Here is a 14,487-nt window from a genome sequence, read left to right as displayed (position 1 = left end):
GAGGAACAACAGCAGCTTGCGCTTCATGGCACCAGCCTACCCGGCGCCTACGCCCGCGCGAGGTCTTCCGAGCCGCGCTCGAACTCTGCGACGGTGATCCTCGCCGCGCCCCAAGCCGTCAGCGCCGCGAGTGCGACGAAGATCGCCGTCATTGCGGCGAACGCCGGCGACGAGACGCCGTCGGCGGGAAGCGCGAACATGGCCACCACTGCGGCGAGCACGTAGGCACCGTTGAAGGCCATGTCGTAGAACGTGAACACGCGGCCCTTGTACGTCTCGTCGACGTGTGCGTGCACGAGCCCGTCGACGCATACCTTCACTGCTTGCGTCACCAGCCCTACGACGAAGCTCATGCCGAACAGCACCCACCGGCCTTCCGAGAACGTCACGACGAGGGTGGATGCCGCGCCGAGAGAGAGCAGTGCGACGAGGGTGGTGCGCAGCCCGACGCGGCTCACCGATGAGGGCACGACGACGGCGGCGAGCAGGAAGCCGGCACCGGTCATCGCGCCCCAGACCCCGAGGTCGGCGAGCGCGGCGTCGGGCTCAGTGACGGGATGCCACCGGTTGCGGGCCACCAGAATGAGCGCGACTGAGACCAGCCCGAAGAGGAAACGCGTCACCGCCATATCGACGAGCCCCAGCAGCGCAGACTTGCGCTGCCACAGGTGCACACTCGCGGCGCCCAGCTCGCGCAGCACGTGGCGCATCGACGGCAGCTCCTCCTGCTCGTCGGGGCCGAGCGCGCCGCGGGAGAACGTCGTCGACACCAGCGCCGACCACACGAATATGGCGGCGGCTACGACGAAGATCACCGCATCGGCGACGTGCGTCGGCACGAATCGCCCGAGGACGAGCCGAATACCCAGGCCGATCGCGCCGCCGACAACGACCCCGAGCGGTCCCACCATCGGGATGATCGACGAGGCCGACAGATACTCACGTGGGGAGACCGCGTGGTGCATGCCGGCCGACAGCCCGGCGAGCATGAACCGATTGAGGCTCAACGCGACGAGCAGCAGCACCATGAGCGTCGTGGTGCCGGCCCCGCTCGTCCAGTTCACGAAGACGATGCCGGCGATGATGAGCGTCAACACCGCTCGGATGACGTTCGACCACAAGGCGACATCACGTCGCGACCAACGATCGAGCAACGGGGACACGAAGGGGCCGAGCAGCGTGAAGGGCAGGAGCGAGATGGCGAGCACTGCGGCGATGGCGCCGGCGTCCGGCTGGGATTGGGGTGAGAACAGCACGTAGCTGGCCATGCCCACCTGAAGCGTCCCGTCGGCGGTTTGGGCGGTGAAGCGGAGCACCAGCAGGCGACGGAACTCGTCGCGCACCCACAGCCGTTGCAGTGCGCGCCACAATTCCATTGACGCTACTTCCCTTGTGCGCGAAGGGCGTGCGCTTGGGCGACGACCTCGTCGTGGTCATCCTTGGCGTGCTTGTCGACGTGCTTGCTGTGGAGGCCAGCCAGTTTCTTCTCGAGCCGGAGGATTTTCTCGTACTGTTCGTAGCGCTCGACGTTCGTGTACTGCCCAACCGACTGCACGTAGGCCGTCGCTTCGCGGTGCAGTGCGGATGCCGTCGAGAGTGCTTTGCCCGACGGGGTCAGCAGCGAGCCGACGATGGTGAGCACCAAGATAATCAAAATGACGTACAGCGAGGTGTAGGCGCCGATCTCGGGAATGACGTGAATGGGCTCACCACCGTTGATGAACGGCACGTCATTTTCGTGCATCGCGTGGATGATGAGCTTCACGCCGATGAAAGCGAGAATGGCGGTGAGACCAAACTTCAGGTACACGAGGCGATCCAAGAATCCATCGATCAGGAAATACAGCTGGCGTAGGCCCATGAGCGAGAATGCCGTTGCGGTGAACACCAGGTACACATTTTGCGTGACGCCGTAAATGGCCGGAATGGAGTCAAATGCAAAGAGGATATCGGTGCCGCCAATGGCGAGCATCACCAACAGCATGGGGGTGAGCACTCGCTTGCCGTCAACGTAGGTGAACAGCTTGTCACCGTCGTACTGATCGGAGGTATGGACGAATTTCTTCACCGTTCGGATGATGAAGTTGTTCGCCTCGTCGCTGTCTTCCTTCTCCGGCATCAGCATATGGATGGCGGTCCAGAGCAAGAACGCGCCGAAGATGTAGAACATCCACTGGAAGGCGTCGATGAGGGCTTTGCCGGCGAAGATGAAGAGGCTTCGGGTAATGAGCGCGAAGACGATGCCAAACAGCAACACCTTCTGCTGATCTTCACGTGGCACCTTAAAGCTGCCGATGATGACCAGAAATACGAAAAGGTTGTCAACGCTCAGCGCTTTTTCCAGGATGTAGCCGTTAAAGTATTCGATTCCAGTTTGGTGGTCGAGCCCATACATCAGGACGAAGCCGAAGATGATGGCAATGCCGACGTAAATGGCCGACCAGATGGCCGCCTCTTTCAACGTCGGAATATGCGCCTTACGAACGTGGAATACGAAATCAAAGACCAGCAGGCCGCCGATGACGACGAGGGTGATGGCCCAGATGGCGGGGGTAATCTCGGTCAAAGTGGAGTGACTTCCTCTTGATGTCGCGACACGGGTGCAGCAGGGCGTCGGCCCTGGGCGAACCCCATCCAGGGTAGCTCACCCCAACGAGTGACCGGATGGCTGCCCTATTCTGGGTGCTGGAGGTCATCGTGATTCGACGTTGGATGGCGACGGGGCTCGTCGCGCTATTGCTGCTGGCCGGTTGCTCGAGTGGGTCAGGCGGCAACGAGACACCGTCGGCCCCACTGCCTTCGGGAGCCCAGGCCGAACCTCCGGAAGGGGCGTCCTCCGCCGACGATGCCGCTGCGGCGTTCGCCAAGGCACTCGAGGCGTTGGACATCTCGAAGGTGCCGATGCAGTCGACCGGGCAGAGCGCGCAAGATGAGCTGGCGACGATCTTCGCCGGGATGGACGGCATCAAGCCGAAGGTAAAGGTGGGCAAGGTCGGGTACAAGGCCGACGAGCGCGCGGCGATCATCCCGCTGCAGTTCAGCCTCAACGTCGGTGTGCACCCGTGGACCTACAGCTCCGAGGCCACCATGAAGTGGGTGAACGACCAGTGGCGGCTGGAGTGGTCGCCGTCGATCATTCATTCGCGGCTCACTTCCAGCAACCGGATGCGCCGTATCGTGGATCGCCCAGAGCGTGCCCCCATCAACGACAAGGACGGGGTGGCGCTCGCCGAAGAGATCTCGCTGTTCGAGGTCGGCATCGACAAATCAAGTGCCGACAAGGGCGTGTGGCAGGAGGCTGCGCGTCACCTCGCAGGCCTTCTGCGCATCGACGCCGCCGCATACGAGAAGAAGTTGATGGCGGGCGGTGACAAGCAATTTGTGGTGGCGGCAACACTCAAGCAGCAAGACATCCCCGCCGAGGTGAACGACGTGCCTGGGCTGCACGTGCGCGAAATCAAATCGACGCAGGGCCCCTCCGGCGGGTTCGCAGCCAGCCTGCTGGGTACCGTCGGGAAGCCCACTGCCGAGATGGTTGAGAAGTCCGACGGGAAACTCTCGCCGAACGACGTGGTCGGGCTGAGCGGGTTGCAGTCGCGGTACAACGATCAGCTCGGCGGCGTGCCTGGGGTGCGCGTCGAGTTCGTGCAGCGCAAGGATGCGACGGAGAAGCTGGACCCAATCGTGGTGTTCAGCCAGGAGCAGTCGGTGGGTGCGCCGATCAAGCTCTCGCTTGATCGGGACGTGCAGCAGAAAGCCGAGGACGCGCTGAGCAACCAATCCGGGGTGGCGTCGATCGTCGTCATCGACGTGGCCACCGGCGGCGTCGCAGCGGCAGCGAACTCGAAGGACGCGGGCGACTTCCCCTACGCCACCTTCGGCAAGTACGCGCCTGGCTCCACGTTCAAGATCGCTTCAGCCCTCGCGCTGGTGCGTAAGGGAAGCACGGCGGGCTCCACCGTCGAATGTCCGGCGACGCACGCCATGAGCAGCCACGTATTCCATAACTATCCCGGCTATGCACACACCGGGAAGATCACGCTGGCCGACGCCGTGGCGTACTCGTGCAACACCGCGTTCACGAAGGCGTCGAGCAAGGTGACCAACGCCGAGCTACACGATGCCGCCGCTTCGCTCGGGGTGGGGGTGGACTACGACGCAGGGTTCCGCTCGTACTTCGGCACCGTCGAGCCCAAGGCCAACGTTGAGCGGGCCGCGTCGATGATCGGGCAGGGGCAGGTGACGATGTCGCCGCTCGGCATGGCCGCGGTGGCGGCGTCGGTGGCGAAGGGCGAGACGGTGATTCCTTGGCTCGTCGAAGGGCACAAGGCGAAGTCGACGGCGAAACCCCTCACCGGCGCGGAGGCCGCAGAGCTGCGGAAGATGATGGCAGCCACCGTCGATTACGGTACCGGCACCACATTGAAGGGCGTGGCTCAGGGTGCGAAGTCGGGCACCGCCGAGTTCGGCAAGCGCGATGCGTTGAAGACGCACGCCTGGATGATCGCCTACAACGATAAGTACGCCGTCGCGGCTTTCGTCGAGGAAGGCAGCTCGGGCGGCTCCGTGGCGGGCCCGCTGGTGAAGAAAGTGCTCTCCTGATGCCGATCCCGGTGGTTGAGCAGCCGCCGTCGCCCCCCCCCGATGGTTGAGTAGCGTCCGAAGGACGCGTATCGAAACCCGGCGAGGCGTCTCGATACCGCGGCTACGCCGCCTACTCGACGACCAGACAACGCGACCGGCCACCCGGTGGTTGAGTAGCCGCCGCAGGCGGCGTATCGAAACCCCATCGAGCCCGATGGTTGAGTAGCCCGCGAAGCGAGCGTATCGAAACCGATCCTGCCCAGATGGTTCAGTAGCGCCCGCAGGGCGGGTATCGAAACCCGGCCACCAAACTTCAAAATCCGTACCCAGATGAGATGAAGGGCCTGATCTAGGGGGGTTGGTCAAACTGCGTACGGATTATGAGGTTTTTCTGCTGGAGCTTCTGATACGGCAGCCGGGAGGGGAGGAGCTCTTGTCGATGGCTGATTCGACCCGCAGGGCCGAGTCGAAACCGGACTCTCCCACCGAAGCTAACCCAATATCCACACGCGTTTCTCGAAACAGCCCAACAACCCCGATATCAGCAAACGCGTGTGGATATTGGGTTAGCTTGCCCTTGGGCTCAGTGGCTGAGGGGCGAGCGGAGCTCGGTTCCCGAAACTGTTGCGGGGGTGATTTCGATACGCGCCCTACGGGCGCTACTCAATCACCAGGGAGGAGATACGCCGGACGTCAGACCAACGAATCGAGCAGCGCGGGGACCGCGCGCTCCAGCACGGCGAGGGTCTCCTCAAAGTCCTCCATGCCGCCGTACCAGGGATCAGGCAGCGGGTCGCCCGGCTCACCTTCCGGATCGAAGTCGGACACCAGATGCACGCTGGCCGGGTCGGCCCCCAGCGCGATGATGCGCTGCGCGTGCCGACGCTCTGCCGCGACGAACACGTCCACCTCGTCCACCTCCTGCTGCGTCAGCTGGCGCGCAACATGGCCGTCACCGTCGTAACCATTGTCACGAAGCACCTTGCGAGCGCGGGAATCCATGGGGTTACCAAACTCTTCGGCGCTGATGCCCGTCGACGTGACGCGCATGTCCACGCCCCGCTCGTCGACGAGCCGGCGCGCGACGCGCTCCCCCATCGGAGAGCGGCAGATATTGCCGTGGCAGACGAACATGATGTGCATGGCTAGGGCTCCTCGGAAGTGTTGTCGAAGATGTCGGAAAGCGTTGCTGTCCAGCGCGTGATCGCGGCGGGATCGAGATGATCTTGCGGGGGCTGCTGGATGGCCCGCATCAACAGGCGCCGCCACCAGGACACCTTCTGGGGCTCGTAACGCCCGGCGAAGGTCTCCATCGCCACAGGCTCCACAATGCCCGCCGCCTTGGTGTTGAGCGCCAGGGCTTCCTCTCTGTGCTCCGGGCTTGCGGCGGTGAGGCAAACGTTAAACAAGGCGGTGCGCCCGGCAATCGTCGCTCGGTGCTGCTGCAACCACGCGATGGCCTCGGCATTCCACAAGTTGGCGATGATGCTGCTGCCCACCACAAAGTAGTCGAACCCATCTGGCGTCGGGTCGGTGGATGCAGATGCGACGGTGACCTCGTGGCCATGCGCCCGTAACCCCTTCGAAAGAAGGGTGGCGACGTGCGCCGTCGTCCCTGCGCGGGTGCTGTACACGACGAGAATCCGACTCATGGCTCCAGCCTATTATCTGGGCCGACCTGGCCCTACGTTGCCCCAAGCGCCACGGTGAACGGTATCGTCTAGAACACCTACAGGAAGGCACCTCATGGCCAAGCGAATCGGAATCTTGACAGCAGGCGGAGATGCGCCAGGGTTGAACGCAGCGATCCGGGGGCTAGGCAAGGCCGCAACTGGACGGTACGGCATGGAGCTGATTGGGTTTCGCGGTGGCATTCGCGGGCTGGCGGAGGACACCTGGACCGAGCTCGACCGCAATTCGCTCTCCGGCATCCTCACTCTCGGCGGTACCATCCTCGGCACCAGCCGCGACAAAGTGCACAAAATGATGGTCGACGGCGAACCACGCGACGTGATTCCCGACATCGCCGACGTGGTGGAGCGCAACAAGCTCGACTGCCTCGCGCTGCTGGGTGGCGGCGGCACCGCGAAGAACGCGCTGCGTCTGCACGAGGCCGGCATCCCCGTCGTGCACCTGCCGAAGACGATCGACAAAGACATCGCCCACACTGACAACACGTTCGGGTTCGCCACCGCGCTCGAGATTGCGACGGAGGCGGTCGACCGTCTGCACTCGACGGCGCACTCCCACCACCGCGTCATCATCGCGGAAATCATGGGCCACAAGGCCGGATGGCTCACGCTCGGCGCGGGCATCGCGGGCGGCGCCGACGTGATCTTGCTGCCCGAGATCCCCTACCGGCTGGACGCCATCGTCGAGAAAATCGAGGAGCGCAAGCGCAAGGGCACGAATTTCTCGGTGGTCGCCGTGGCGGAGGGCGCCCGCGACGCGCAGGCCACAGCCGAGCTGGAGGCGGCGGAGTCGTTGGTGAAGTCGGCCCCGACGCCTGAGGCGAAGGCGGTGGCGAAGGAACACCGTCGGCGCATCGAAGATTCGCACCGCGAGCACCCGTTCCGCTTGGCCCGCGAGATTGAGGCACGCACTGGCTTGGAATCTCGGGTGACCGTGCTGGGGTACGTGCAGCGCGGGGGGATCCCCGTCGCAGCGGATCGCCTGCTCGGTTCGGTGATTGGTGCGGCAGCCGCTGACCTCATCGAGGCCGGCGAGACCGGCATCATGGTGGCGTCGAAGGGCGAGGGTGCAGCGGCCGTCCCACTGGAGGATGTTGCCGGGAATCTCGCGCTCGTGCCGCTCGACCACCCGTGGATCACCACCGCGCGCTCGGTCGGTACCGAACTCGGCGACTAGGAAGCGTCGAGATAGATCAGGTTCGTGGCTCGTCTACCCGCCACGAACCTGATCTATCTTGGCCCTTCGTCAACGGCGTTTCTTCAAGATGCCGAAAATGCCGCGAACCAGGTCTTTACCAACTGACCGCACGACGCGTTCCGTCCGGCGCTCGCGTTCCCGACGGCGACGCTCCGCCTCGCGCTCCTCACGCGCGCGCTGCTGCTCGAGGCGCTTCTCTTCCGCTCGCCGCTGCCGCTCGTATTCCTTCTGGGCGCGCTCAAACTCCTTGCGCTGTTCGGCCTCAATCTTCGCCTGCTCGGCGGCGGCCGCCTCGGCCTTCGCCGCCTCTTCCTTGGCCTGAGCCTCGGCTTCTGCCGCGGCTGCGCTGTGTTCCATGCGCTTGGTCAGCATCTCGTACGCCGATTCCCTATCGACGGGCTCCCCGTAGCGAGGGAACAGCAGTGATTCGCGCACGATGCGCTGCTGCTCAGCGTCGGGGGTCGGATCCATCGACGCCATCGGCGCCCACATCTTCGTCCACGCGACGGGGGTAGGCGCGCCCTTGTCGTTCATCACCGTGACGATGGCCTCACCGATGCCGAGCTCTTGTAGCAGGCGCTCGAGGTCGTAATCAGAGTGGGGATAGGTGGCGACGGACGCCTTCAGCGCCTTCGCGTCGTTCGGCGTGTGGGCGCGCAGCTGGTGCTGCACGCGCGAACCCAACTGGGCGAGCACATCGTCGGGAAGATCCTTCGGGGTCTGCGTGACGAAGAACACACCCACGCCCTTCGAGCGGATGAGCCGGACGGTCTGCGTGATGGACTCCAGGAAGGCCTTCGACGCCCCACGAAACAGCAGGTGCGCCTCGTCGAAGAAGAACACGAGCTTCGGTTTGTCGACGTCGCCAACCTCGGGGAGGTGCTCGAAGAGGTCGGCGAGCAGCCACATGAGGAAGGTGGAAAACAGCGCCGGGCGCGACGCTAGCTGCGGCAGTTCGAGCAGCGAGATCACGCCCCGGCCGTCACTGGCGGTGCGCAGCAGCTCCGACGAGTCGAACTCGGGCTCGCCGAAGAACACGTCGCCGCCTTGTTCATTGAGGGTGATGAGCGAGCGCAGGATGACGCCGGCGGTCGCCGTCGAGATACCCCCGATGGCCTTGAGTTCTTCCTTGCCCTCGTCGGTGGAGGTGAGGTAGCGCAACAATTCGATGAGGTCTTTGAGGTCCAGCAGCGGGAGTCCTGCCTTGTCAGCGTGCAGGAACACGAGCCCGAGCGACGACTCCTGCGTCGGGTTCAAGCCCAGCACCTTCGACAGCAGCACCGGCCCGAAGTCGGTTACCGTCGCCCGTAGCGGCACGCCGTTGCCCTCGCCGCCGAGAGCGAAGAGTTCGACGGGGAACGTCGCGGCTTCCCATTCCTGGCCAAGCGGGGCGACGCGCGCCAACAACTTGTCGCTCCCCTCGCCGGGGGTGGCGAGGCCGGAGAGGTCGCCTTTCACGTCGGCGGCAAACACCGGAACGCCCGCGTTGCTGAGGGCTTCCGCCATCACCTGGAGTGTCTTGGTTTTGCCGGTGCCGGTGGCTCCGGCGACGAGTCCGTGTCGGTTGAACATGCCCAGCGGGATGCCGATCCGCGCTTCCTTAACGGGTTCACCCTCGCGCATGAGGACGCCAAGCGTCGCCGAAGGGACGTCGAAGGTGTATCCGTCGATGATCTGTTGTTCGCTCACGGGTATGCACTGTACTGATTCACTGACGCTCACGTGCAAGATATCGACGCGCGGGGGGCAGCGTTCCTGGCTCTAGAGGGTGACGCAGTAGACTGGGCATGTGATTTTTAAGGCAGTCGGCGAGGGACGCCCCTACCCTGAGCATGGGTACGAGTCGCGGGATTGGAGCCAGATCGCCCCGCAGCAGGTGCGTCTCGACGAGTTGATTACCACCAAAGGAACACTTGATCTCTCCACCTTGCTGGAAGAGGATTCCACCTTCTACGGCGACTTATTTGCCCACGTGGTGAGTTGGAACGGTGAGCTGTATCTCGAAGACGGGCTCCATCGGGCACTGCGTGCCGCACTGCAGCAGCGCGGCACGGTGCACGCACGAGTTCTCGAGTTGCAGTAAATTGGGTGGACGCCTGACCCAGGAAGGAAGGATGCCGTGCGTGTGTTCCGGCTGATCGCCACTCCGGTGCTGCTGCTGGTGCTGCTCGGGTTCCTCATTTGGGGAGCCAGCTGGGGTTGGAAGAGCCTCACCGCGCCGTTGCCGTCGCCATCGCCCACGCCGTGCGTAACGAAGAAGGCCGCCATCATCACTCCCGACATGGTGTCGGTGCGCGTGCTGAACGGCGGGTTCACTTCCGGGCTGGCGGGCAAGGTGAGCGAGAGCTTGAAGCAGCAGGGCTACAACGTGCTGCGGGCTGGCAACACCGACGACCGCGTGAAAACGACGGTGGTGCGCGGCAGCGCCGACGACGAGGCGATGCTGAAGCTCGTACAGTCGGCGTTCACAAACGCCACGATCGAGCACGACGACCGGGTCGACGGCAGCGTCGACGTCCTCGTCGGCACCGTCTATGAGGGCATGTCGAAGAATCCGCTGCAGCAAATCGAGACCGAGGGCGGCGTGGTGTGCGAGTTCGTGTCGCCGTCGCCTTCCCCCTCCGAGAGCTCACCGGCATCCTCTCCGTCGCCGACCGCTTGAGCACGTGGCCGGGCGCCGCCCCGTGATTGAGTAGCGGGCTCCCTGTATCCGGTGATTGAGCCGCTGCCGGTCGTCTCTCGGTGATTGAGTAGCGCACGTAGCCCGCGTATCGAAATCCCGAGACGCAGCGGCACAAAAACTGCAAAACTCGCCAACAGTTGCGTGCCTCACGCTTGGCTGAGCGTAGAGGGGTGCGTCTGATGGCGAGTTTTGCAGTTTCTTCAGTGCCACACCCCGTCGGTATCTGGCCGTAGATACTCGATGAATAAGCAACTGCCGCAGACTGCGTGTCGAAATCACTTCAGGTGAGCTTAGGTGGCAGGTTCGCGCCCAAACATGGGCCAGAATCTGCCACCTAGCGGGTGAGTTTGGTTTCGATACGCGCCCTTCGGGCGCTACTCAACCAGCTGAAGAAGACACGCACCCCGCCCCGGCCATCGAGTAGGCCCGAAGGGCCGTATCGAGATGCGGTGCCGTGGTTTCGATACGCGCCTACGGCGCTACTCAACCAGCGATAGGCGCGGGAGACTCAATCACCGGGAGCAGAAAAATACAACTCCCCGAGCCTTCAGGCTCGGGGAGTAGCTGGCGGTGACGGAGGGATTTGAACCCTCGGTGGGTTGCCCCACACTCGCTTTCGAGGCGAGCTCTTTCGGCCGCTCAGACACGTCACCGTCGGTTAGCTTAGCGTTTACGCTTCGCTTGACGCGAATCCGGGGCGCGCACCATCGTCGGCTCGTATCTGGGGTCTGCGGTTTCGTCGCGGGGCATCCCGACCTACGCTGAGATGTGGAGGTCGAGCACATTGCCGGTTGAAACGCTCATTTCCCGCCGGATTCGGCTCGACCAGATCAACGAGGCGATGGACGGGCCCGCGCAAGGGCGGGCCCGTGCGTCAAATAATCCTGATGGATGAGGAGTGACATGGAAGAGTTTCTCGAGAAGCTTCCCAAGCAGCACTACATCGGCGGCCAGTGGGTGGGCGAACCCACCATGGACGTCACGAACCCCGCCACCTCGGAGGTAATCGCGAAGGTTGCCGACGGTGACGTCGCCGTCGCGGTGTCGGCCCTCGATGCGGCGTGCGACGCGGCGGAGTCGTGGGCGGCCACACAGCCTCGCGAGCGCGGCGAGCTGCTTCGTCGGGCGTTCGAACTCATTAACGAACGCAAGGATGACTTCGCGCGACTCATGACCCTCGAGATGGGCAAGCCGCTCGCGGAGGCCTACGGTGAGGTCACCTACGGTGCGGAGTTCTTCCGCTGGTTCTCCGAGGAGGCCGTGCGCATCCACGGGCGGTTCGGCATGGCTCCGGCAAGCGGACAGCGCATCATGACCGCACGGAAACCCGTCGGTCCCGTGTTCGCGATCACTCCGTGGAACTTCCCGCTGGCGATGGGCACGCGCAAGATCGGCCCGGCGCTCGCGGCGGGCTGCACCGTCGTCGTGAAGCCCGCGTCAGCGACGCCGCTCACGACGCTGCTGCTCATGGAGGTGCTGCAGGAAGCCGGGCTGCCCGAGGGGGTGGTCAACGTGTTCGTCTCGTCGAACTCGAAGGACACCTCGAACGCGCTCATCCACGACCGCCGCCTGCGCAAACTCACGTTCACCGGATCGACCGCCGTCGGGCAAACCCTGCTCAGGGAAGCCGCCGACGGTGTGCTGAAATGCTCGATGGAGCTAGGCGGCAACGCGCCGTTCATCGTGCTGGAAGGCGCGGACGTCGACAAGGCGGTGCAAGGCTCGCTGGTGGCGAAAATGCGTAACAACGGCCAGGCGTGCACGGCGGCGAACCGCTTCTACCTGCACGAGTCGGTGGCCGACGAGTTCCTCGCCAAGCTGGGTGCGGAGTTCGACAACTGGCCCGTCGGGCCGGGGCTCGACGAGGGCACCAAGCTCGGCCCGCTGATCCACCAGCAGGCGGTGGACGACATCGTCGCGCTCATCGACGACGCCGTCGCTAAGGGCGCCACGCTCGTGCGAGGCGGCCACGCGGTCGACCGGCCCGGCAGCTTCCTCGAGCCCACCATCTTGACCGGCATCACGAGCGATATGCGAATCGCGCACGAGGAGATCTTCGGGCCCGTCGTGGCCGTGCAGACTTTCACCGCCGTGGACGACGTCGTCGCCCGCGCGAACGACACCGACTTCGGCCTGATGTCGTACGTGTTTGGCGACGAAGGCGACGTGCTGCGCGTCGGGGAGCGCCTAGAGTACGGCATCGTCGGGTTGAACACCGGCCTCGGCTCCGACGCGGCGGCGCCATTCGGCGGCGTGAAGCAGTCGGGGCTTGGGCGCGAGGGCTCGTTCGAGGGCATCGACGAGTACCTCGAAACCCAGTACTACGCGATGCCGCGGTAACTATCCTCCGCGAGGGTGCGTCCCCGGTTCGAGGCCTGGACACCGCTTGGGCGTTCGGGTCACGGCCGGGGCGAGCACTCGCGGCGTTGCCCGAAGAAGGCGAGCAGCTCGGCCGCACACTCGTCGCGCATCACGCCGCCAGCGACCTCGACGGTGTGGTTCAGGCGAGGGTCGCGCACGACATCGAAGAGGCTCGCAACGGCGCCGGCCTTCTCGTCGAACGCCCCGAACACGAGCCTGGCAAGGCGTGATCCGACGATCGCGCCCGCGCACATCGTGCACGGCTCCAGGGTCACGACGATGGTGCAGCCCTCGAGCCGCCACTCGCCCAGTGCCTCCGAGGCTCGACGCAGCGCGACCATTTCGGCGTGCGCGGTGGGATCCTGATGCAGCTCGCGTTCGTTGCCTGCGCTCACGACGACGGCGCCTTCGGGATCGAGCACGACTGCCCCCACCGGCACGTCCCCGTGAGCGGCGGCCGCACGGGCCTCGTCGAGGGCCAGCCGCATGGCGTCATGCCAGCGGGAGCCCACGTCAGTTGTCGAATTCGGCTGCGGCGGCGTGGAATTCGTCGACGATCTTCAACTTCTCAGCGATGCGTTCGAGGCACTCGTAGGAGTCGGAGTCGTAGTCGGTGGCGAGGGCCTCGAGCTCGAAGCTGCGCAGACCGCTGGCCGCGAACATCCCCAAGTCGCCGACCGGGTAGGAGTCGTCGTCCTCGTCAGGGATGTCTTCACCGAGGTAGTCCAACACGTCGCGCGCGAGCGGCCACTCGTTGGCAGCCGTGGCGTCGGAGAGCAACACCTCCACCAGGCGTCCTCGCACGCGGACGATGACGAAAAAGTCGCCGCCCACCGAGACGAATCCGTCGGCGCCCGAATCGCCCGGCAGGCGGGTGAGCTGGCGGATCAGTTCGTCGAGGTCGTTGGCGAGGTCGTAGTCGAGGGGCACGACGATAGGATCGCCGTCTTCACGGTACGCGGCGACCACCAAGTCGACGTCGTCTTCCGACGCGTCTTCGAGGTCGTCATCGTCGAAGTCGTCATCATCCTCGTCGAGGTCTACGTCGTCGAGATCAAACGGCTCAGCATCCTCGGCATCGAACACGCCCACGGCACGCACCTTCCCTAGCAGTGGCGGAAGCGGTTCGGCCACATCCGCAATCGACAGACTACCGGCTGGGCAGTCACGCGACCAGAGCGGGGATGTGGGAAACTGGCCTCGTGGAAGTACGTGTTGTTTCGCACCCCCTGATCGATCACAAACTCACGCTCCTGCGTGACCGGAATACCCCACAGCCGGTGTTCCGGCGGCTCGTCGATGAACTCGTCACGCTGCTTGCCTACGAAGGCACCCGCGGCGTGCGCGTCCACGACCACGAAATCCAGACCCCCGTGTCCCCCACCATCGGCAAGAAACTCGACGACCCAGCGCCACTCGTCGTGCCGATCCTTCGCGCCGGCCTGGGAATGCTCGACGGCATGCTCCGCCTGGTGCCCACCGCTGAGGTGGGTTTTCTGGGGATGAGCCGCGACGAGGAAACCCTCGAGCCGACGACGTATGCCGAGCGCCTGCCCGAGGACCTCTCCGGCAGGCAGTGCTATGTGCTCGACCCGATGCTCGCCACCGGCGGGTCGCTCGGCGGGGCGGTGCAGTTCCTCGTCGACCGTGGCGCCGACGACATCACCGCCATCTGCCTGCTCGCCGCGCCGGAAGGCATCGAGAAACTCACCACGCTGCTGGAAGACCTCGCTGTGCCGTGCACACTGGTGGTCTCAGCGGTGGACGAGAAGCTCAACGAACACGGCTTCATCGTCCCCGGCCTCGGCGACGCCGGCGACCGGCTGTACGGCCTGGCTGAGTAGCGTGATTTCGATACGCCCGCTACGCGGGCTACTCAATCACCTGCCCGACGCACTGCCCGTCGAGTAGGCGACCTGCCCCCCTGACCATCGAGCAGGGCCGGCCCTCACCCCGACCGTCGAGTAGGG

13 protein-coding genes and 1 tRNA gene are annotated in these 14,487 nt (G+C 64.7%); 6 read left to right on the top strand and 8 right to left on the bottom strand.

The window, feature by feature from the left end; translation table 11 throughout:
* Positions 1-47 precede the first annotated feature (47 nt).
* Positions 48-1,376: an MFS transporter gene (locus tag Q0X61_RS10430; protein WP_297742466.1), complete on the bottom strand. Its 1,329-nt coding sequence runs from the start codon at positions 1,374-1,376 to the stop codon at positions 48-50.
* A gap of 5 nt (positions 1,377-1,381) precedes the next feature.
* Positions 1,382-2,566 carry a TerC family protein gene (locus Q0X61_RS10425; protein ID WP_297742465.1) on the bottom strand — a complete coding sequence of 395 codons (1,185 nt, stop codon included), beginning with the start codon at positions 2,564-2,566 and terminating at the stop codon, positions 1,382-1,384.
* Positions 2,567-2,664: 98 nt separating this feature from the next.
* On the opposite strand from Q0X61_RS10425, the gene Q0X61_RS10420 reads away from it, so the two are divergent.
* Positions 2,665-4,602: a penicillin-binding transpeptidase domain-containing protein gene (locus Q0X61_RS10420; protein ID WP_297742464.1), complete on the top strand. Its 1,938-nt coding sequence runs from the start codon at positions 2,665-2,667 to the stop codon at positions 4,600-4,602.
* 675 nt (positions 4,603-5,277) lie between these two features.
* On the opposite strand, the gene Q0X61_RS10415 is transcribed toward Q0X61_RS10420, so the two are convergent.
* Together Q0X61_RS10415 and Q0X61_RS10410 are read right to left on the bottom strand one after the other, a co-directional pair.
* Positions 5,278-5,727 (bottom strand): low molecular weight protein-tyrosine-phosphatase, encoded by a 450-nt coding sequence (locus Q0X61_RS10415; RefSeq protein WP_297742463.1) that lies wholly within the window; start codon positions 5,725-5,727, stop codon positions 5,278-5,280.
* A 2-nt stretch (positions 5,728-5,729) separates the two neighbouring features.
* The gene (locus tag Q0X61_RS10410) at positions 5,730-6,236 is read right to left on the bottom strand and encodes a flavodoxin domain-containing protein (RefSeq protein ID WP_297742462.1); all 507 of its coding nucleotides are present in this window, start codon (positions 6,234-6,236) and stop codon (positions 5,730-5,732) included.
* 94 nt (positions 6,237-6,330) lie between these two features.
* Here Q0X61_RS10410 and Q0X61_RS10405 point away from each other — a divergent pair, with 94 nt between their 5' ends.
* On the top strand, positions 6,331-7,452 hold the full coding sequence (locus Q0X61_RS10405) for a 6-phosphofructokinase (RefSeq protein WP_297742461.1): 1,122 nt from the start codon (positions 6,331-6,333) through the stop codon (positions 7,450-7,452).
* A gap of 69 nt (positions 7,453-7,521) precedes the next feature.
* Here Q0X61_RS10405 and Q0X61_RS10400 read toward each other — a convergent pair whose 3' ends face one another.
* Positions 7,522-9,162, bottom strand: coding sequence for a helicase HerA-like domain-containing protein (locus Q0X61_RS10400; RefSeq protein ID WP_297742460.1), 1,641 nt, complete (start codon positions 9,160-9,162; stop codon positions 7,522-7,524).
* A gap of 100 nt (positions 9,163-9,262) precedes the next feature.
* On the opposite strand from Q0X61_RS10400, the gene Q0X61_RS10395 reads away from it, so the two are divergent.
* Both Q0X61_RS10395 and Q0X61_RS10390 read left to right on the top strand, forming a co-directional pair.
* Positions 9,263-9,556, top strand: a complete 294-nt coding sequence (locus tag Q0X61_RS10395; RefSeq protein WP_297742459.1) for a type II toxin-antitoxin system VapB family antitoxin — start codon at positions 9,263-9,265, stop codon at positions 9,554-9,556.
* A gap of 36 nt (positions 9,557-9,592) precedes the next feature.
* The gene (locus tag Q0X61_RS10390; RefSeq protein ID WP_297742458.1) at positions 9,593-10,135 is read left to right on the top strand and encodes a LytR C-terminal domain-containing protein; all 543 of its coding nucleotides are present in this window, start codon (positions 9,593-9,595) and stop codon (positions 10,133-10,135) included.
* A 586-nt stretch (positions 10,136-10,721) separates the two neighbouring features.
* Here Q0X61_RS10390 and Q0X61_RS10385 read toward each other — a convergent pair.
* Positions 10,722-10,809 (bottom strand) — tRNA-Ser (locus tag Q0X61_RS10385).
* A gap of 250 nt (positions 10,810-11,059) precedes the next feature.
* Between Q0X61_RS10385 and Q0X61_RS10380 the strand changes: the two genes are divergently transcribed.
* Positions 11,060-12,496 (top strand): NAD-dependent succinate-semialdehyde dehydrogenase, encoded by a 1,437-nt coding sequence (locus tag Q0X61_RS10380; RefSeq protein WP_297742457.1) that lies wholly within the window; start codon positions 11,060-11,062, stop codon positions 12,494-12,496.
* Between the two features lie 59 nt (positions 12,497-12,555).
* On the opposite strand, the gene tadA is transcribed toward Q0X61_RS10380, so the two are convergent.
* Positions 12,556-13,005 carry a tRNA adenosine(34) deaminase TadA gene (gene tadA / locus Q0X61_RS10375; RefSeq protein ID WP_297742456.1) on the bottom strand — a complete coding sequence of 150 codons (450 nt, stop codon included), beginning with the start codon at positions 13,003-13,005 and terminating at the stop codon, positions 12,556-12,558.
* 25 nt (positions 13,006-13,030) lie between these two features.
* Positions 13,031-13,609: a tRNA adenosine deaminase-associated protein gene (locus tag Q0X61_RS10370; RefSeq protein ID WP_297742467.1), complete on the bottom strand. Its 579-nt coding sequence runs from the start codon at positions 13,607-13,609 to the stop codon at positions 13,031-13,033.
* Between the two features lie 110 nt (positions 13,610-13,719).
* Here Q0X61_RS10370 and upp point away from each other — a divergent pair, with 110 nt between their 5' ends.
* Positions 13,720-14,361: a uracil phosphoribosyltransferase gene (gene upp / locus Q0X61_RS10365; RefSeq protein WP_297742455.1), complete on the top strand. Its 642-nt coding sequence runs from the start codon at positions 13,720-13,722 to the stop codon at positions 14,359-14,361.
* The last annotated feature ends 126 nt before the right edge of the window (positions 14,362-14,487 follow it).

It is taken from the genome of uncultured Tessaracoccus sp. (assembly GCF_947255005.1).
Lineage (GTDB): Bacteria > Actinomycetota > Actinomycetes > Propionibacteriales > Propionibacteriaceae > Arachnia.
Note: the sequence above shows the minus strand (reverse complement) of the source record. Positions and strands in the feature narration are given on the sequence as shown.

Excerpts from the sequence above, each read along its gene's own strand:
- Q0X61_RS10380 (WP_297742457.1), top strand. The coding sequence starts at position 11,060 with ATGGAAGAGTTTCTCGAGAAGCTTCCCAAGCAGCACTACATCGGCGGC.
- Q0X61_RS10415 (WP_297742463.1), bottom strand. The coding sequence starts at position 5,727 with ATGCACATCATGTTCGTCTGCCACGGCAATATCTGCCGCTCTCCGATG.
- tadA (WP_297742456.1), bottom strand. The coding sequence starts at position 13,005 with ATGCGGCTGGCCCTCGACGAGGCCCGTGCGGCCGCCGCTCACGGGGAC.
- Q0X61_RS10410 (WP_297742462.1), bottom strand. The coding sequence starts at position 6,236 with ATGAGTCGGATTCTCGTCGTGTACAGCACCCGCGCAGGGACGACGGCG.
- Q0X61_RS10405 (WP_297742461.1), top strand. The coding sequence starts at position 6,331 with ATGGCCAAGCGAATCGGAATCTTGACAGCAGGCGGAGATGCGCCAGGG.
- Q0X61_RS10420 (WP_297742464.1), top strand. The coding sequence starts at position 2,665 with ATGGCTGCCCTATTCTGGGTGCTGGAGGTCATCGTGATTCGACGTTGG.
- Q0X61_RS10430 (WP_297742466.1), bottom strand. The coding sequence starts at position 1,376 with ATGGAATTGTGGCGCGCACTGCAACGGCTGTGGGTGCGCGACGAGTTC.